The organism is Arthrobacter sp. NPDC055585 (assembly GCF_053619115.1).
In genome coordinates this window covers 24,831-42,219 of sequence record NZ_JBSHIT010000005.1, presented here as the reverse complement: position 1 = coordinate 42,219, position 17,389 = coordinate 24,831, and the positions used below count along the sequence as shown (strand labels likewise).

Genomic DNA, 17,389 nt, shown 5'->3' with positions numbered 1-17,389 from the left:
CTGGTAGGCATGGATCCCACACCCCGGCGCCGGCCCATGCGCATTGTTGTCCCCAGCCGGAATGACCGGCTGCTGGGCCGCTTCACCGAGGTCCTGGGCGGACCGCTGGGCCGGTACACGGCCCCGGGAATCGTTTCCCCGGGGTTCTTCACCGTCCAGCGGGTCCTGATTCTGCTCACCACCGTGGCTGCCCTGCTGGCGCTGGCTGCGAAAACTCCCTGCCGGGCCAACGGCTGGTCCAACCAGTTCTACCAGGCCTGCTATTCGGACTGGCCGGCCCTTTTTGGTGCCCGTGGCCTGGGAGCGGGCGTGTATCCGTTTATCAGCCCCGGATCCGAGTTCGAGTATCCGGTGCTGCTGGGACTGCTGGCCGGATTCGTGGCGTGGCTGGTCCCGGCGGACGCGGAATCCCGCGGACTGGTCTACTTCGACCTGAACGCCGTCTTTGCTGCCGTGGCCTGGATCGTCACGGTTATTGCGACCATGCGCATGGCCAACCGGCGTCCCTGGGACGCCGCCATGGTGGCCGTGGCGCCGGCAATGATTCTCTCCATGTTCATCAACTGGGACATCTGGGCGGTGATGCTGGCTGCCCTTGGCATGCTGGCCTTCGCCCGCAACCAGCCGGTCCTCGCCGGTGTCCTTCTGGGCCTGGGAACGGCGCTGAAGCTCTATCCGGTGCTGATCCTGGGCGCGGTACTGGTGCTGGCGCTGCGCACCCTGAAACTGCGCGCCGCCGCGCTGACCTTTGCGGCCACCGGCCTGACCTGGCTGGCCGTCAACCTGCCCTTTATGCTTCGCGACTTTGACGGCTGGAATTACTTCTACGAGTTTTCCCGGGACCGCGGGGCCGGCAACTCCAGCGTCTGGCAGGCGTGGAACATCACCTTCCCGGAACGCGCGGTCGACGCCGCGTTCATCGGTTTCTGGGCATACTTCCTTTTCGCGCTGGCCTGTGCGGGAATCGCGCTGCTGGCCCTGGCGGCCCCGCGCCGCCCGCGAATGGCGCAGCTGGTGTTCCTGATCGTGGCGGCATTTATCCTCACGAACAAGGTCTACTCGCCGCAGTTTGTGCTTTGGCTGGTGCCGCTGCTGGCGCTGGCCAGACCCCGCTGGCGGGATTTTCTGATCTGGCAGTTCTTCGAAGTGATGCACTGGTGGGCCATCTGGCTCTACCTTGCTGCGATCCTGGGCGGGGGAGCACCGGAGAACAACCTTGATTCCAGCTGGTTCGTCCTCTCGGTCGCCGGGCACATGGGAGCCACCATGTACCTGATGGCCAGGGTGGTGATGGACATCTGGGATCCCCGGACGGATCCGGTGCGCCGCATGGGCATTGATGATCCGCAGGGCGGACCGTTCAACCAGGCCCCGGACCGCTGGCGCCTGCGGCTGCGCCGCCGCCCTCGGGTACCCTTGGAGACGGACGCAGCCCCGGCGAAAGAAGCAATGTGACCCCCGCTCCCTACCGTTTCCAGCAGCTGTCCCGCGAGGACTTCGAGTCCGTGGCAGCACGCCATCCCGGGGTGGTTATTCCCCTGGAACAGACCCCGTACTGGGCGGATTTCGAAACCCGGCTGGGCCGGGAACCCTATGGCATCTGGGCATACTACGACGGCGCCAAGCTCGTCGCCTGCGCCAGTTACCTGCGCTCACGGCGGCGCCTGCGCCCCTCCCTCGTAGTGGTGAACGGGCCGACGTGGTTTACCGAGCGGACCCCCGAGGCCGAAGCACGCCTGGTGGCCACCGTGCAGGAGCAGTTCCGGACGGATCCCGCCGTGGACCCGCTGTATGTGCGGATGCAGGTTGAGCACCCGGGTTCCCCCGTCACCGGCCCGCTGGAGCACGGCTGGTATGAACGCGAAATTGTGGTGGACCTGACCCCGGACACGGAGAAGATCTTCGCGGCGTTCCGCCCCAACGCCCGGAACCTGATCCGCAAGGCGGAGAAGCTCGGCGTTGAGGTCCGCACGGTGGACCGGGAGCAGTGGGCGGAGGTCTTCCGCACCGAACTGTTCCCGATCATGCAGGAAACAGCTGCCCGTGACGGGTTCTCGAGTTTCGACTCAGCCTTCTACGAGACACTGCTCACCGAGCTGGGCGATCACCTGCGTCTGATGGTGGCCTACGTCGACGGCAAACCGGTGTCCTGGCTGATCACCACCGAATACCGCGGCTACGCAGTGTATTACTTCGCTGCCAGCTCCCGGGACGCCCGGAAAACCAACGCCCCCTACCTGCTGCTCTGGGAAGCGTTCAAGGTCCTCAAGGATGCGGGAAACACGGCCTGCGGACTGACTGGAATCGAGAGCGAGAACTATCCCTCGCTGGCCAATGTGACTACCTTCAAGCGCAACTTCTCCAAGACGGTGGTCAGCGTCCCCACCACCTATGACATCCCGCTGCACCCCCTGCGTTACCGGGCACTTGCGGCTGCCCTGCGGATCCGCCGGGAGGCTCCAGGCAAGCTGCGCAGAGCCCGCACCCGCCTGTTGAACCTTCGCGGTGCCAAGGCCGGCCGTGACTGATGTAACCGTGGTGGGAGCCGGGCCGAACGGCCTGGCCGCGGCCGTCACCATGGCCCGCGCGGGATTGTCCGTGCGTGTCCTGGAGGCTGCGCCCACCGCCGGCGGCGGATCGCGCACCAGTGAACTGATGCGCCCGCACCACTTTCATGACGTTTGCTCCGCCATTCACCCGATGGCGCTTGCCGCACCGTTCTTCCGGGATTTTGGCCTGTCTGAACGGATCCGGCTGGAGGTCCCCGCGGTTTCCTATGCCCAGCCGCTGGACGGGGAGCGCGCCGCAGTGGCCTACCGCAGCCTGGAACGCACAGTTCAGGAACTCGGGCCGGACGGCAAGGCCTACAACTCCCTGATGCAGCCCCTGGTGCGGCACAGTGAAGCCATCACCCGGACACTGATGGACCCGCTGCTGAAGGTCCCCCGCGAGCCGATGGCGGCGCTGCGTTTTGGTTTGGCGGCACTGGACCAGGGGAGCGGAGCCTGGAACCGGCGCTTCAGTGAAGATGCGGCACCCGCACTGCTGACCGGCGTGATGGCCCACCCGGTGGGCCGCCTGCCGTCCCTGCCCTCTGCCGGCGGCGGACTGCTGCTGGCGCTGCTGGCCCATACCGTTGGCTGGCCCGTTCCGGTGGGCGGATCCCAGGTCATCGCGGACGCGCTGGTGGAGGACCTGCAGGCCCACGGCGGCGAACTTGAAACCGGACACCGGGTGGATTCGCTCCGGGAACTATCCGGTTCGCGTGCCGTCATCCTCGATACCGCACCCGCCGGCCTGCTGCGTCTGGCGAAGGGGCGGCTGCCGGCCCGGTATGAACGCGCTCTGCGGCGGTTCCGCTACGGCAATGCCGCCTGCAAGGTGGATTTCATCCTCTCGGCTCCGGTGCCGTGGACCAACCCGGCTCTGGCCGCCGCCGGTACCGTCCATCTGGGCGGAGCCCGGGCCGAAACCGCCGCTGCCGAGGCCGAGGTGGCCGCCGGCCGCCATCCGGAAAAGCCCTACGTGCTGCTGTCCCAGCCCAGCACCTTCGACTCCTCCCGTGCCCCCGCCGGAAGGCATATTCTCTGGACCTACTGCCACGTCCCGGCCGGATCAGAACGGGACATGGCGGCTGCGGTCACCGCGCAGATCGAACGCTTCGCCCCCGGCTTCCGGGATGTCATCGTCGAAACCCGGACGACGACGGCGCGCGGCCTGGCGGCGTACAACGAAAACTATGTTGGCGGGGACTTCGGCGCCGGAGCCGTAACACTGGGGCAGATGCTCCGCCGGCCAGTCCTCTCTCCTGATCCCTGGAAGACGCCGCTGCCCGGGGTTTTCCTGTGCTCGGCGTCCACTCCTCCCGGGCCGGGAGTACACGGAATGGGCGGCTACCACGCTGCCACCCGGGCGCTACGGACCGTGTTCGGCCTGCCGCTGCCTTCACTCGCTCCGGCGGCCTAGCCGCAAGGTTACGAAAACGGTGCCGCGTGCGCGGCGTCATACGGGTCCGCAGCGGACCTGGCGGTATCTTGGGACACGGTCCTAGGGACCGTGGCTTTGGATCAGAGCCTCAGCCACTGCGCAGCCGGGGGACCTCTTATGACGCTTTCAACACAAGCACGCTCCGGGCGTTCCGAAGCACCTGCCCCGGACACGTTTGATGAGCACACCGGACGGCCCACCCGGCGCCGGGGACGCCGCCGGCATCCCGGGCGCACCCGCCGGTATTCCGCTTTGCTGCTGGCCGCTGCCGGGGCTGCGCTCCTGCTGGCCGCCGCCGTCTTCGGTTACCGGTTCATGAGCCACAACGTGCTGGGACCGCAGGCCGTGGTGGAGGACTATCTCACAGCGCTTGCCTCCGGGGACCAGGCCGCAGCGCTCTCGCTGCTGCCGGAGACCGGGGCACTTGTACCGGCGGACCCGGCGGTCTATCCGGCTGCGGGCCAGCGGATTACCGGCTTCGAGATCCTCGGCCAGGAGATCAGCGGAGGAAAGGCGGAGGTTCAGGCACTCGTTGACCGGAACGGCAATCGGAGCACGGTTGGGTTCCGGCTGAAGGATAACGGAACCCAGGCCATCATCTTCACAGCGTGGCAGCTTGAGCCGACTGCTGCACGGACAGTGCAGGTGGAAGTCCCGGCCGGTACCGGCCGGATCCTGATCAACGGAACTGAACTGGACCTGCCGCCGGGAGAGAGCCCCGTGGATGTACTGCTGCTTCCCGGTTCCTACCTCTTTGAAGGCCCCCGGGAACGGTACCTCAGCTATGGTCCAGGGAAAACGGTGGTGGTGGACCCGGGAATGGCAGGCAACCCGAACCCGGTCCGGCTGCATGCGTCGGCAAATGCGGAGCTGGAGGCGGAAGTCCATGCGCAGGCGGACGCCTACCTGGCGCAGTGCCTCCAGCAGTCGGAATCCGCTCCCGCGGCGTGCCCCAACGCGGCCTACACGGGTTACGGGCCGGAGCGGATCCGGGAGCTGCGGTGGGAGCTGGTGCGCGCGCCGGAGTACCGGATCACCGGGACGGCGGAGTCGGGGCTTGTCCTGTATGCCGCCGGAGGCAAGGCCAGGGCGCAGTACCAGGAGGACACCAACGGGGCGGGCCGCTGGGAAAGCCGCTCTGACCTGGTGAACATCAGCTTCAGCTCCGCGGTGGAGGTGGCGGGGGAGAGCCTGGGCCTGGACTTCAGGCCCTGACCCCTTGCACTGGAACGCGCGGCGTGGGGAACTTGAACGAGGAGGTTCCCATGACGGACACACCTGAACATCTGAGCAACCACCACCGGGACACACTCAACGAGATCCTGCGCCACCCGGTGTCCCACAACATCGAATGGAAGCGTGTGCGGTCCCTGCTCGACGCCGTTGCCGACACCACACGGGAACACAACGGCAAGTATGAGGTCACCATCGCAGGGCAAACCGACTATCTCACCCCGCCCCGCGGCAAGGACATCGACGAGCAGACCGTAGTGGACCTGCGCGAAATGCTGGAGCGCGCCGGGTTCTCCCTCAAGGAGTAGCCGGCCCGCTCCAGCGGGGAATGACGGCGCTACTTGACCTCGAGTTCGCCCATCCTGGACCATTCCTGGCCCTCGATCAGCGTGTTGATGATCCGCGGGGTCTCAACCAGCGCCGGCAGCATGTCCTTCATGGCCTGCTGGAAGTGATCGCTGTTCACGTGCGCGGCAGCGGCGTCGTCCTTGAATGCCTCAACCAGGACAAATTCGTTCGGATCTTCCAGGCTGCGGGACCAGTCGAACCAGAGGTTGCCCTCTTCGCCGCGCGTGGCAGCGGTGAAATCGGCGGTGAGCTGCGGCCACCGCTCAGTCCACTCCGGCTTGACCTTGAACTTGACGACGATGAAGATCATCTTTTTCTCCCGGGGTTGTGCGGATTCTTCGAACTCAAATCCTATGCCCGGGGCTGCGCGCCGTCACGCCGGCGGAGTGCTGACGGAGGATCAGCCCCGCAGTGGGAGGATGGAGGCGTGGCTCATCTCGACGTATCCGGCATTGACTATTTCCTCTCCGACGGCAGGCAGCTGCTCAGCGGCGTCAGCTTCAAGGTGGGGGAGGGGCACAAGACTGCCCTGATCGGGCCCAACGGCACGGGCAAGACCACCCTGCTGCGGATCATTGCCGAGGACATCAAACCCGACGAAGGCACCGTCTCCCGCTCCGGGAACATGGGCATCATGCGCCAGTTCGTAGGCCAGGTGCGTGACGGCAGCACCGTCCGGGACCTTCTGGTTTCGGCTGCCCCTCCCGCCATTGCCGCTGCGGCGCGCGCGGTGGATGAGGCCGAAGAGGCCATGATGGAGAACGACGACGAGCCCACCCAGATGCGTTATGCCCAGGCCATTGCGGACTGGGGAGACGTGGGCGGCTACGAACAGGAAACCGTCTGGGATGAAGTCACCACGGCCGCCCTCGGCATGCCGTTTGACACCGCCCAGTACCGCCAGGCCAGCACGCTTTCCGGCGGTGAGCAGAAGCGTCTGGTGCTGGAGGCCCTGTTCTCCGGTCCGGATGAGCTGCTGCTGCTCGATGAGCCGGATAACTACCTGGACGTGCCGGGCAAGCGCTGGCTGGAGGCCAAGCTCGCCGAATCGAAGAAGTCCGTGCTGTTCGTGTCCCACGACCGCGAGCTGCTCGCCAACGCAGCAACCCGGATCGTGACGCTGGAGCCGGGCATCAACGGTGCCTCGGCGTGGATCCACGGCGGCGGGTTCGGCAGCTACATCAAGGCCCGGGAGGACCGCAACGCACGCTTCGAGGAGCTGCGCCGGCGCTGGGACGAGGAGCATGTGAAGCTCAAGGAACTCGTCAACATGTACAAGAACAAGGCAGCGTTCCGCTCCGACATGGCCAACCGGTACCACGCCGCCCAGACGCGGCTGGCCAAGTTCCTGGAAGCAGGTCCGCCCGAAGCGCTGCCGATCGAGCAGAACGTCAAGATGCGGCTGCGCGGCGGGCGCACCGCCAAGCGTGCCGTGGTTGCCCAGAAGCTGGAGCTGACCGGGCTGATGAAACCGTTCAGCACTGAGATCTGGTTTGGCGACCGCGTTGGGGTACTGGGATCCAACGGTTCCGGCAAGTCCCACTTCCTGCGGCTGCTGGCCCTGGGCGGCAGCGATCCGGACAAGGAACACGAACCGGTCTCCGAGGTGGAGATCGCCCCCGTGCCGCATGAAGGTACCGTCAAGCTGGGGGCACGGATCCGGCCCGGTTTCTTCGCCCAGACCATGCTGCGCCCGGACCTGCTGGGCAAGACCCTGCTGGACATCCTGCACCGCGGGGACGAGCACCGCTCCGGGCTGGGCCGGGAAGCCGCCGCCGGCGCCCTGGACCGCTACGGCCTGGCCTCCTCCGGCGAGCAGAAGTACGACTCGCTCTCGGGCGGCCAGCAGGCACGGCTGCAGATCCTGCTGCTGGAACTCTCCGGCGCCACGCTGCTGCTGCTCGACGAGCCAACCGACAACCTGGACCTGCACTCCGCGGAGGCACTGGAGAAGGCCATCGAAGCCTTCGAAGGAACGGTACTGGCGGTAACGCACGACCGCTGGTTCGCCCGCAGCTTCGACCGGTTCCTGGTCTTCGGATCCGACGGACGGGTCTATGAGTCCGAAGAGCCGGTCTGGGATGAAAAGCGGGTCGAGCGGGTCCGCTGACCGGCGTACCGGCTTATTTCCCTGATGCGGGGTCCGGGCTCCAGAATGAGGATGTGAACACCAAAACCCTGGACCGGGCTCTGCTGGCTGTCTTCACTGTCTTTGCCCTGAACGGGATGATCTTCGCCAGCTGGGCGGCCCGGATTCCTGCCGCCGCTCAGGCACTGGACATCGGTTCAGCCGGGGTGGGAGTGCTGCTGCTCTTCTCAGCCGTTGGATCCGTTTCCTCCCTGCCCCTGGCCGGGGCGCTGGCCCAGCGCATCGGAACCGCTAACGCCGTCCGGTTTGGCGGGCTCCTCGCCTCCGCCGCGGCCCTTGTGGTTGCCGCCGGCCTGGCGGTGGCTTCGATTCCGCTCACAGCGGGCGGCCTGCTGATCTTCGGCGCGGGAATCGGACTCTGGGACGTCGCCATGAACCTTGAAGGGGCGGAAGTGGAACGCGGGCTGCGCCGGACGCTGATGCCCAAGTTCCACGCGGCCTTCAGCGGCGGTGCCTTCGTGGGCGCGATGATCGGCGCCGGACTCTCGGCAGCGGGAGTCAGCCTCTCCCTGCACCTGGTGGGAATCGTGGTGATCGCGGTTGTGCTGGTCACCCTGGTGCCCAGGGCCTTCCTGCCGGACAGCGCCCCGCCTGAGCACACCGAAGCAGCACCGCGCCCCTCCAGCTTCGGTGCGTGGAAGGAAGGACGCACGCTGCTCATCGGCGTCGTTGTCCTGGGAGCGGCGCTCACCGAAGGTGCAGCGAATGACTGGGTGGCCAAGGCAACCGTGGACGGCCTGGGCACCTCGGAAACGGCAGGCGCCGTGATGTTCGGCGTGTTCGTCGCCGCCATGACCATTACCCGGTGGGTCGGCGGGCGGCTGATCGACCGCATCGGCAGGGTTCCCGCACTCCGGATCTGCATGGGAGCGTCACTGGCCGGCCTGCTGCTGTTTGTCTTCGCCCCGAACCTCCTGCTCGCGGGTGCCGGCGTGATCCTCTGGGGCATCGGTGCGGCCCTGGGGTTCCCAATGGGCATCTCCGCGGCCGGTGATGACCCCGCCCATGCAGCAGGCAGGGTCTCCGTCGTCTCGACGCTGGGCTACACCGCGTTCTTCGTCGGACCGCCTGTGCTGGGCTTCCTCGGCGAGTACTGGGGCCTGCGCAACGCGCTGCTTGTTGTGGCCGCGGCGATGCTTATGTCCATCGTCTTCGCGCCGGCTGCTGCCGAGCCGAAATCCAAAGAGCTCGACGCCGGCAATCCTGCCGAGTAACGGGCATTTCCAGCCAAAGACCGGCCTCTGTTGCGGTTCAGGACCGAAGCTGTCCGGGAAAGCCCTATTCAGCGGATGCGGGCAGTCCTAACCTGTTCGCATGTCCCTTCCCTCCAACCCCCACAACCACGTGCGCCCGGTCTCGGAAGGCCGGCGCGATCCGCTGATTCAGGCACGTGGCCTCACCAAGGTCTATAAGTCCAAGTCCGGGCCGGTCTTTGCGCTCGACGGCCTGGACATCGGTGTGCCACAGGGCACCGTCACGGCTCTGCTGGGTCCCAACGGCGCCGGAAAAACGACGGCGGTCAAGGTGCTCACGACCCTGATCAAGCCAAACGCGGGAACCGCGTCCATCGACGGGATCGACGTCGCGGCCCGGCCAAAGGACGTCCGCCGGATCATCGGCGTCTCCGGCCAGTACGCCGCGGTGGATGAGAACCTGACCGGCATCGAGAACCTGCGGATGGTCGGCAAGCTCTACCACCTGCCCACGGAGGCGGCCCGCCGGCGGGCCGCGGAACTGATCGAGCAGTTCGACCTGGCAGATGCCGGGAACCGGCCGGTGAAGGGTTATTCCGGCGGTATGCGCCGCCGGCTGGACCTCGCCGGTGCCCTGGTCAACAATCCGCGCGTTCTGTTTCTGGACGAACCAACTACCGGCCTGGACCCGCGCAGCCGGCTGGCGCTCTGGGACGTGATCAAGTCACTGGTGGCAGGCGGAACTACCCTCCTGCTGACCACCCAATACCTGGAGGAAGCAGACCAGCTGGCGGACACGGTTGCCGTAATCGACGGCGGCAAGGTCATCGCTGAAGGAACCTCTGACCAGCTGAAAGCACGGATCGGCGGCCACCGGGTCGCCGTGGCGCTGGTCGAGGGATTCGACTCGGGCACCGCGCGGGAAATCCTGGCGCGGTACGGCAGCGGTGAGGTCCAGACCGCCAGCGACGGCCGCGCGCTGGAGGTGGCAGTGACCGAAGGGCCGTCCGCGCTGCAGCAGGTGCTCCGTGACCTGGCTGCCGAAGGAATCGAACTGCACGACGCCGGTATCCGGCGCCCCACCCTTGATGACGTGTTCCTGAAGCTCACCGGACACACCACCGAGGACGAGAAGGAAGACGCCAGGAAAGCGAAGGCAGCACGATGAGCGCCGCAACCGCCACAGCCCGGTTCCAGGCCAGTTCCGGCACCACCGCCGGAAGCTGGATCTCGGACGGCTGGACCGTCACCAAACGGAATCTGATCAAGATCCGCCGCACGCCGGACATGATTGTGTTCGCGGTGCTGCAGCCCATCATGTTCGTGCTGCTGTTCAGCCAGGTCTACGGCGGATCCATCCAGGTGGCCGGGACCAACTACACCCAGTACCTGATGGCCGGCATTTTTGCGCAGACGGTGGTGTTCGGTTCAACCTTCTCCGGCTCAGCCATGGCCCAGGACCTGAAGGAAGGGATCATTGACCGCTTCCGCACCCTGCCAATGAGTCCTTCGGCGGTGCTGATCGGGCGGACCAACTCGGACCTGGTGCTGAACGGCATTTCGGTGATCATCATGATGGGTACCGGCCTGCTGGTGGGCTGGCGCGTGAACACATCCTTCTGGGGTTTCCTGGGCGGCGTGGGTCTGCTGCTGCTGTTCTCCTACGCCTTCAGCTGGGTGATGGCCCTGCTGGGTATGTCCGTGCGCTCGCCGGAAGCGATCAACAACGCCTCCTTCATCATCCTGTTCCCCATCACTTTCATCTCCAACGCGTTTGTGCAGAGCTCCACGCTGCCGGAACCGCTGCGGACCATCGCCGACTGGAATCCGGTCTCCGCGCTGGTCCAGGCCGTCCGCCAGCTCTTCGGAAACCTGGGGTCAACGCCGGTGCCGGACACCTGGCCCATGCAGAACCCCATAACCACGGTCCTGATCGGCTCCGCCATCATGCTCGTGGTGTTTGTGCCCCTGGCCGTCCGCAAGTTCGAGGCGGTGAGTTCCCGCTAGGCCCACCCCTTCGAACCAGAGGACAGAGCATGATCGAGGCACGTGAACTCACCAAACGATTCGGCGGCAAAACCGCCGTCGACGGCATCACCTTCGCAGTCCAGCCCGGAAAGGTGACCGGATTCCTCGGGCCCAACGGTGCAGGAAAGTCCACCACCATGCGGATGATCGTGGGCCTGGACCATCCGACTTCAGGGAACGTCATCGTCAACGGAAAGCCGTATGCCAGGCACCGGATGCCGCTGCACGAGGTCGGTGCACTGCTTGAGGCCAAGGCCGTCCACCCGAGGCGCAGCGCCTACAACCACCTGCGTGCTCTGGCCGCGACCGAGGGGATCCCGGCGGCGCGCGTGAATGAGGTCATCGAACTGACCGGGCTTGGCCCGGCGGCCCGGAAACGGGTCGGCGGCTTCTCGCTGGGCATGGGCCAGCGGCTCGGCATCGCGGCAGCCATGCTGGGCGACCCGCAGACCCTGATCCTGGATGAACCGGTCAACGGACTGGACCCGGAGGGCGTGAAATGGGTCCGCTATCTGGTCAAGGGCCTGGCTGCCGAGGGACGGACCGTGTTTATCTCCTCCCATCTGATGAGCGAGATGGCTGTCACCGCAGACCATCTGATCGTGATTGGCCGCGGAAGGATCCTGGCCGACGCTCCGATCGACGAGGTCCTCACCGGCGGCCAGAAGGAACGCGTGCTGGTGCGCACGGACGACGCCGATGCGCTGGCGGCCGCGGTCCGCTCCGGCGGTGTTCAGGTGCAGCGGCAGGGTGAGGACGAGCTGGAGATCATTGGGCTCTCGGCCCGCAGCATTGCCGAAGCGGCGTTCTCCCGCGGCATTCTGATCACCGGGCTGATCCCGCAGCAGGAAACCCTTGAAGACGCCTATATGGAACTGACCGGCGGCGAAGTTGAGTACCGGTCCGGATCCGTCAATGAGCAGGCGCTCCCGGCAGCCGAAGGACAGGCCCCATGAGTACAGCAGCAGCCCCGGCATCCCCCACCCCGCGCACCTGGTCCGGCGGCCCGGTCACCTTCGGGCGGGTGCTGCGCTCGGAGTGGATCAAGACGAACACCGTGCCGTCAACGCTCATTCTGCTGGCCGTGAGCTTTGTGGTCATGGTTGGCCTGGGAGCCCTGGTGGCGTGGGGAATCGTCCAGCTGGCCAGCGACCCGGAGTCCGGCCCGCCGCAGGGGATCGGCGAGTCCCTGCAGAGCGCTGCGTACGACGTACCGGCCGCGGGCCTGCCGTTTGGGCAGCTTCTGATCGCGGCCCTGGCAGTGGTGCTGATCGGCTCCGAATACACCACCGGCATGATCCGCTCCACCATGGTGGCCGTGCCCACCCGCATCCCGGCACTCCTGGCCAAGACCCTGGTAATCGCCGTCATCTCCTTCCTGCTGGGTGTCCTGGCGGCCTTCACGACGTACCTGCTGGCTCAGCCCATCCTCTCCGGATCCGATCTTGAATTCGGACTGGATGCGGAATGGGTGCTGCCCTCCATCATCAATACCGGTACCGTCCTGGCGCTCATTGCGGTCATGGGCGTGGCCATTGGTGCCCTGCTGCGCAATACCGCCGGGGGAGTGGTCACCCTGGTGGGCGCGCTGTTCGTGCTGCCCATCATCGCCAGCCTGCTCACCGGCCTGGCGGACTGGGTGGAAGACGCCGCCCGTTTCCTGCCAAGCAGCGCGGCAGGCCAGCTGGTAGCCACCCGAATACAGCCCGAGGCTTTCAACCAAGTGGAAGGCGGACTCATCCTCGCGGGCTGGGCGGTGGTGCTGCTGGCCGCTGCCATGGTCGTCATTCGAAAGCGGGACGTCTAAACCGGCCCCCGTCCATCCGGAGTGCTCCGGGAGGTCCCTGAGTCATCCCTAAGGTGGACGCCTGTTTTGCCCTGATTCATCCCTAGGGCCGGTCCGCAGCGGAGCGCTGGCGCATAGTGTGGAGGCACACCCCCGTACTTGAACGCTCCTAGATGAGGATCACTATGATCGAGGCACACGGCCTCTCCAAGCGCTACGGCAGCAAGACCGCCGTCGACAATGTCTCCTTCACCGTCGAACCAGGAAAAGTCACCGGCTTCCTGGGCCCGAACGGTGCCGGCAAGTCGACGACCATGCGGATGATCGTGGGACTGGACCGTCCCACCTCAGGAAACGTGACCATCAACGGCAAGCCCTACGCCCGCCACAAGGCACCGCTCCATGAGGTTGGGGCCCTGCTGGATGCCAAGGCAGTGCACACCCGCCGGTCGGCCTACAACCACCTGCGTGCAATGGCTGCCACTCACGGCATCTCCAACAAACGGGTGAACGAAGTCATCGAGCTCACCGGGCTGGGCCCGGTCGCGAAGAAGCGCGTCGGCGGTTTCTCGCTGGGCATGGGCCAGCGGCTCGGCATCGCCGTCGCCATGCTGGGAGATCCGCACACGCTGATCCTCGACGAGCCGGTCAACGGCCTCGATCCCGAAGGTGTGCTCTGGGTCCGTAACCTGGCCCGCGGCCTCGCCGCCGAAGGCCGCACCGTCTTCCTGTCCTCCCATCTGATGAGTGAAATGGCTGTCACGGCAGACCATCTCATTGTGATTGGGCGCGGCCGCATCATCGCGAACGCACCCATCCAGGAGATCATCGACGGCGGCGGACGCCAGCGCACCCGGGTACGCACCGACAACGCGGCTGATCTGCTGCCCCTCCTTGAAGGACAGGGCGCGGAGATCAACCGGCTTGCGGACGGCCTCTTCGAAATCAGCGGCGCCGATTCGCGCTCCATCGCGGAGATCGCCCTGGACCGCCAAATCCTGCTCACGGAGCTGACTCCGATTCAGGTCTCGCTTGAAGACGCCTACATGGAACTCACCCGGGACGACGTCGAATACAAGTCCCACGGATTTAGCCAGGAACCGGCTGCCGCCGAGCCTGTTGTGGAAGGAACCCGAGCATGAGCACCACAACCGCACCCGCGCCGTCCCGCCGGACGGCCCGCACCGACGGCAGCGGCGTCAACTTCGCCCGGGTCCTGCGCTCGGAATGGATCAAGGTAACCACCCTGCCCTCCACCGTCATCCTGCTCTCCGTCACCCTGGTGGTCATGGTGGGGCTGGCGGCACTTGTGGCCTGGAGCTGGGCCACTACTGCCCAGATGCTTGCGGAAGATCCAAGCCTCGGCCCGGCCATGGGCGTCGGGGGCGGCATGGACCTGCAGGCCATGGTCTATGACACTCCGGCATCGGGCGCGCTTTTTGGCCAGCTGCTGATCGCTGCCCTTGCCGTGGTCCTCGTGGCCTCCGAGTACAGCACCGGCATGATCCGTTCCACCATGGTGGCTGTTCCCACCCGCACGCCGGCACTGCTTGCCAAGGCGATCATCATCGCCCTGGTGGCCTTTGTGATTGGAGTCGTCGGTGCCTTTGCCAGCTTCCTGGTCAGCCAGCCGCTGCTGGCGCCGGAGGATCTGGGCTTCGGCCTGGACGCTCCCTGGGTGCTGCCCAGCATCATCAACACCGGAACGCTCCTGGCTGGCATTGCCATTATGGGTGTAGCCACCGGTTCGCTGCTGCGCAGCACAGCCGGCGGCGTAGTCACCATCATTGGCGTGTTGTTTGTCCTGCCGGTGATCGTCCAGCTGATTTCCGGCCTGGCCGACTGGATTCCCGACGCCGCCCGCTTCCTGCCCAGCAGCGCCGGAAGCCAGCTGGTTGCTACCCAGATTGCCGACGGCGCCCTGAACCAGCTCGAAGGCGGACTGGTCCTGGGTGGATGGGCAGTCGCACTGATCCTCGCAGCGCTGATCGTCAATAAGCGCCGCGACGTCTAGGACCTGTTTGGCCAGGACCTGACAAAAAAGCTCAGCTGACAAAACACTGAGCGAAATAAACCCGGTGGAGGGGAACGCGGAACGAACGGCCGCGTTCCCCTCCACTGTCATGTCCGGCAGTCCGCGCTTTCTGGTTGAATCGGACTATGAATCCAACGCCGCACGAACACGTCACTGACCTCGGCGAGTACGTCGCCGCCTCGCCGTCGAGCTTCCACGCCGCCCGCACCGCAGCAGACCGGCTGCAGGCCGCCGGCTTCACCGAGCTGCGCGAAGACTCGAACTGGCCGGCCGCGCCGGGTAAGTATGTGGTGGTCCGCGACGGCGCCTTCATCGCCTGGATTGTTCCGGAAGGAGCCGCGCCGGGCACTGGATTCAACATCTTCGGCACGCACACCGATTCACCCACCTTCAAGCTCAAGCCCTCTCCCACAACCGGCAAGTTCGGCTGGCTCCAGGCCGGCGTGGAGGTCTATGGCGGTCCGCTGCTGAACTCCTGGCTGGACCGGGAACTGGAGCTGGCCGGGCGGCTGGTGACGCTCGACGGCGTCGAGCACCTGGTTGCCACCGGCCCGCTGCTGCGCTTCCCGCAGCTGGCGATCCACCTGGACCGCGCCGTGAACGAGGGGCTGAAGCTGGACAAGCAGGCGCACATGAACCCGGTCTGGGGCCTGGGTGATCCAGCGGCGGCGGACCTCCTGGGGCTGCTCGCCGCCAAAGCAGGCGTGGACCGTGAAGAGATCGGCGGATACGACGTCGTTGCCGCGGACACGCAGCCCGCCCGCATCTTCGGTGCCGACTCGGAATTCTTTGCCTCCGGCCGGCTGGATAACCTCTCCTCGGTACACGCCGGCCTGCGGGCAATGGAAACCGCCGCCGGAACCAAGGCCTCCGGGTCGATCGCCGTCCTGGCCGCCTTCGACCACGAAGAAGTGGGCAGCGGCAGCCGCTCCGGCGCGGCCGGCCCCTTCCTCGAGGACGTCCTGGCGCGCATCAGCGCGGGCCTCGGTGCCTCCACCACGGACGCCCAGCGCGCCTTCGCGGCGTCCTTCTGCATTTCCGCCGATGCCGGCCATGCCGTGCACCCGAACTACGCCGAGCGCCATGACCCGGCCAACCGTCCCGTGCTGAACGGCGGCCCGCTGCTGAAGATCAACGCCAACCAGCGCTACACCACCGATGCCCCGGGCGCTGCGTACTGGGCCGGGCTGTGCCGGGAAGCCGGGGTGCCCTACCAGGAATTCGTCTCCAACAACTCGATTCCCTGCGGTTCCACGATTGGCCCGCTGACCGCGACCCGCCTGGGAATCCGCACCATCGACGTCGGCATTCCGCTGCTCTCAATGCATTCGGCGCGGGAGATGGCCGGGGTCGAGGACCCGTTCCAGCTCTCCCGCGCCGCCGAGGCGTTTTTCACCCGGTAGTGCACGGGTCCGCAGCGGCTGGCTATCCACAGGTGAACTTTGCAGTGGAGAAAATCCGATAGGATAGGGAAGTCTGTGCTGTCGGCTTCGGCTGGCAGGCTCCTGGGCATAACGCGGGTTCCCCGCCGGCCCGGGATGCAAAGACAACGCTAAAGAACCTCCTGTTACGGAAAGACCGTGACCGTATAGCCCAAAGGAGGTGGGTTCACAAATGCGTGCTTATGAACTGATGGTAATCATCGACCCCGAGGTCGAAGAGCGTACCGTGGAGCCTTCGCTCGACAAGTTCCTCAACGTTGTCCGCAACGAGGGTGGAACCGTCGACAAGGTAGACATCTGGGGTCGTCGCCGCCTGGCCTACGACATCAAGAAGAAGTCTGAAGGCATCTACGCGGTGGTTAACTTCACCGCCAGCCCTGCAGCTGCTGCTGAGCTTGACCGCCAGCTTGGCCTCAACGAGACCATCCTGCGTACCAAGATCATCCGCCCCGAAGACCAGAAGGTTGTTGCCGAGTAATTTCGGTCCACCTTTTATTCGTCAACGAAAGGCCCGGGCATTCCGGGCCGAGACACCAGGAGGCATAAATGGCAGGCGAGACAACGATCACCGTGGTCGGAAACCTGACGAACGATCCGGAACTCCGGTTCACCCCGTCCGGTTCAGCAGTGGCGAACTTCACCATTGCCTCGACGCCGCGCACCTTCGACCGGCAGTCCAACGAGTGGAAGGACGGCGAAACGCTGTTCCTCCGTGCGTCGGTCTGGCGTGAAGCTGCGGAAAACGTCGCCGAGTCCCTGACCAAGGGAACCCGCGTCGTCTGCCAGGGCCGCCTGAAGTCCCGTTCGTATGAGACCAAAGAGGGCGAAAAGCGCACCGTTATGGAGCTTGAGGTCGACGAAATCGGCCCCTCGCTGCGTTACGCGTCCGCAAAGGTCACCCGCACCCAGCGCTCCGGCGGTGGCGGCGGTGGCTTCGGTGGCAATGCCGGCGGCGGCTTCGGCGGCAACTCCAACTCCGGTTGGGGCGGCCAGCAGCAGCAGTCCGCACCTGCGGACGATCCCTGGGGTGCCCCTGCAGGCGGCAACTCAGGCGGCTGGGGAGCCGGCCCGGATTCCAACGATCCGCCCTTCTAAGCAATACCCAGTGCCGCAAGGCACAACCTCTGACGGCAACCGCCGTCGAGCCCATCCCGTGGAATTGATCCACGGGCTCCACTAGACATAAGG

Annotated in this window: 17 protein-coding genes; 16 read left to right on the top strand and 1 reads right to left on the bottom strand. The window is 66.0% G+C overall.

Features of this window, described 5'->3' with window-relative positions; genetic code table 11:
• Window positions 1-9: 9 nt before the first annotated feature.
• From ACWGQ2_RS09925 to ACWGQ2_RS09905, 5 genes are all read left to right on the top strand, one after another.
• Window positions 10-1,455, top strand: coding sequence for a glycosyltransferase family 87 protein (locus tag ACWGQ2_RS09925; protein ID WP_452016770.1), 1,446 nt, complete (start codon window positions 10-12; stop codon window positions 1,453-1,455).
• Window positions 1,452-2,528, top strand: a complete 1,077-nt coding sequence (locus ACWGQ2_RS09920) for a lipid II:glycine glycyltransferase FemX (protein WP_452016768.1) — start codon at window positions 1,452-1,454, stop codon at window positions 2,526-2,528. Before ACWGQ2_RS09925 ends, ACWGQ2_RS09920 begins: the two co-directional genes overlap by 4 nt.
• A complete protein-coding gene (locus ACWGQ2_RS09915; protein ID WP_452016766.1) occupies window positions 2,521-3,966 on the top strand; it encodes a phytoene desaturase family protein in 1,446 nt (481 codons plus the stop codon). The genes ACWGQ2_RS09920 and ACWGQ2_RS09915 overlap by 8 nt, the downstream gene beginning before the upstream one ends.
• A gap of 138 nt (window positions 3,967-4,104) precedes the next feature.
• Entirely contained in the window at window positions 4,105-5,202 is a 1,098-nt protein-coding gene (locus ACWGQ2_RS09910) for a hypothetical protein (protein ID WP_452016764.1), read from the top strand.
• A 50-nt stretch (window positions 5,203-5,252) separates the two neighbouring features.
• The gene (locus ACWGQ2_RS09905; protein WP_452016762.1) at window positions 5,253-5,528 is read left to right on the top strand and encodes a hypothetical protein; all 276 of its coding nucleotides are present in this window, start codon (window positions 5,253-5,255) and stop codon (window positions 5,526-5,528) included.
• A gap of 29 nt (window positions 5,529-5,557) precedes the next feature.
• Here the strand turns inward: ACWGQ2_RS09905 and ACWGQ2_RS09900 are convergent, their stop codons facing one another.
• A complete protein-coding gene (locus ACWGQ2_RS09900; protein WP_422399909.1) occupies window positions 5,558-5,878 on the bottom strand; it encodes a putative quinol monooxygenase in 321 nt (106 codons plus the stop codon).
• 117 nt (window positions 5,879-5,995) lie between these two features.
• Here ACWGQ2_RS09900 and ACWGQ2_RS09895 point away from each other — a divergent pair, with 117 nt between their 5' ends.
• The 11 genes from ACWGQ2_RS09895 (at window position 5,996) to ACWGQ2_RS09845 (ending at window position 17,296) form a co-directional block, all read left to right on the top strand.
• Window positions 5,996-7,678: an ABC-F family ATP-binding cassette domain-containing protein gene (locus tag ACWGQ2_RS09895; RefSeq protein ID WP_452016759.1), complete on the top strand. Its 1,683-nt coding sequence runs from the start codon at window positions 5,996-5,998 to the stop codon at window positions 7,676-7,678.
• 53 nt (window positions 7,679-7,731) lie between these two features.
• Entirely contained in the window at window positions 7,732-8,931 is a 1,200-nt protein-coding gene (locus tag ACWGQ2_RS09890) for an MFS transporter (RefSeq protein ID WP_452016757.1), read from the top strand.
• Between the two features lie 100 nt (window positions 8,932-9,031).
• Window positions 9,032-10,078 carry an ATP-binding cassette domain-containing protein gene (locus ACWGQ2_RS09885; protein ID WP_452016755.1) on the top strand — a complete coding sequence of 349 codons (1,047 nt, stop codon included), beginning with the start codon at window positions 9,032-9,034 and terminating at the stop codon, window positions 10,076-10,078.
• Complete coding sequence (locus ACWGQ2_RS09880; protein ID WP_452016753.1) at window positions 10,075-10,917, top strand: ABC transporter permease; 843 nt, start codon at window positions 10,075-10,077, stop codon at window positions 10,915-10,917. Before ACWGQ2_RS09885 ends, ACWGQ2_RS09880 begins: the two co-directional genes overlap by 4 nt.
• A 29-nt stretch (window positions 10,918-10,946) precedes the next feature.
• The gene (locus tag ACWGQ2_RS09875) at window positions 10,947-11,894 is read left to right on the top strand and encodes an ABC transporter ATP-binding protein (RefSeq protein ID WP_452016751.1); all 948 of its coding nucleotides are present in this window, start codon (window positions 10,947-10,949) and stop codon (window positions 11,892-11,894) included.
• Entirely contained in the window at window positions 11,891-12,745 is an 855-nt protein-coding gene (locus tag ACWGQ2_RS09870) for an ABC transporter permease (protein ID WP_452016749.1), read from the top strand. Before ACWGQ2_RS09875 ends, ACWGQ2_RS09870 begins: the two co-directional genes overlap by 4 nt.
• Window positions 12,746-12,909: 164 nt before the next feature.
• Window positions 12,910-13,866, top strand: coding sequence for an ABC transporter ATP-binding protein (locus ACWGQ2_RS09865; RefSeq protein WP_452016747.1), 957 nt, complete (start codon window positions 12,910-12,912; stop codon window positions 13,864-13,866).
• Window positions 13,863-14,738, top strand: coding sequence for an ABC transporter permease (locus ACWGQ2_RS09860; protein ID WP_452016745.1), 876 nt, complete (start codon window positions 13,863-13,865; stop codon window positions 14,736-14,738). Before ACWGQ2_RS09865 ends, ACWGQ2_RS09860 begins: the two co-directional genes overlap by 4 nt.
• 146 nt (window positions 14,739-14,884) lie before the next feature.
• Window positions 14,885-16,162, top strand: a complete 1,278-nt coding sequence (locus ACWGQ2_RS09855) for a M18 family aminopeptidase (RefSeq protein ID WP_452016743.1) — start codon at window positions 14,885-14,887, stop codon at window positions 16,160-16,162.
• 211 nt (window positions 16,163-16,373) lie between these two features.
• Window positions 16,374-16,679 (top strand): 30S ribosomal protein S6, encoded by a 306-nt coding sequence (gene rpsF, locus ACWGQ2_RS09850; RefSeq protein ID WP_091600910.1) that lies wholly within the window; start codon window positions 16,374-16,376, stop codon window positions 16,677-16,679.
• Between the two features lie 68 nt (window positions 16,680-16,747).
• Entirely contained in the window at window positions 16,748-17,296 is a 549-nt protein-coding gene (locus ACWGQ2_RS09845; protein WP_154579185.1) for a single-stranded DNA-binding protein, read from the top strand.
• Window positions 17,297-17,389: the final 93 nt, after the last annotated feature.

Coding starts and splice junctions, on each gene's coding strand:
- ACWGQ2_RS09880 (WP_452016753.1), top strand. CDS start 10,075: ATGAGCGCCGCAACCGCCACAGCCCGGTTCCAGGCCAGTTCCGGCACC.
- ACWGQ2_RS09905 (WP_452016762.1), top strand. CDS start 5,253: ATGACGGACACACCTGAACATCTGAGCAACCACCACCGGGACACACTC.
- rpsF (WP_091600910.1), top strand. CDS start 16,374: ATGCGTGCTTATGAACTGATGGTAATCATCGACCCCGAGGTCGAAGAG.
- ACWGQ2_RS09925 (WP_452016770.1), top strand. CDS start 10: ATGGATCCCACACCCCGGCGCCGGCCCATGCGCATTGTTGTCCCCAGC.
- ACWGQ2_RS09910 (WP_452016764.1), top strand. CDS start 4,105: ATGACGCTTTCAACACAAGCACGCTCCGGGCGTTCCGAAGCACCTGCC.
- ACWGQ2_RS09875 (WP_452016751.1), top strand. CDS start 10,947: ATGATCGAGGCACGTGAACTCACCAAACGATTCGGCGGCAAAACCGCC.
- ACWGQ2_RS09845 (WP_154579185.1), top strand. CDS start 16,748: ATGGCAGGCGAGACAACGATCACCGTGGTCGGAAACCTGACGAACGAT.
- ACWGQ2_RS09885 (WP_452016755.1), top strand. CDS start 9,032: ATGTCCCTTCCCTCCAACCCCCACAACCACGTGCGCCCGGTCTCGGAA.
- ACWGQ2_RS09900 (WP_422399909.1), bottom strand. CDS start 5,878: ATGATCTTCATCGTCGTCAAGTTCAAGGTCAAGCCGGAGTGGACTGAG.
- ACWGQ2_RS09870 (WP_452016749.1), top strand. CDS start 11,891: ATGAGTACAGCAGCAGCCCCGGCATCCCCCACCCCGCGCACCTGGTCC.
- ACWGQ2_RS09855 (WP_452016743.1), top strand. CDS start 14,885: ATGAATCCAACGCCGCACGAACACGTCACTGACCTCGGCGAGTACGTC.
- ACWGQ2_RS09860 (WP_452016745.1), top strand. CDS start 13,863: ATGAGCACCACAACCGCACCCGCGCCGTCCCGCCGGACGGCCCGCACC.
- ACWGQ2_RS09865 (WP_452016747.1), top strand. CDS start 12,910: ATGATCGAGGCACACGGCCTCTCCAAGCGCTACGGCAGCAAGACCGCC.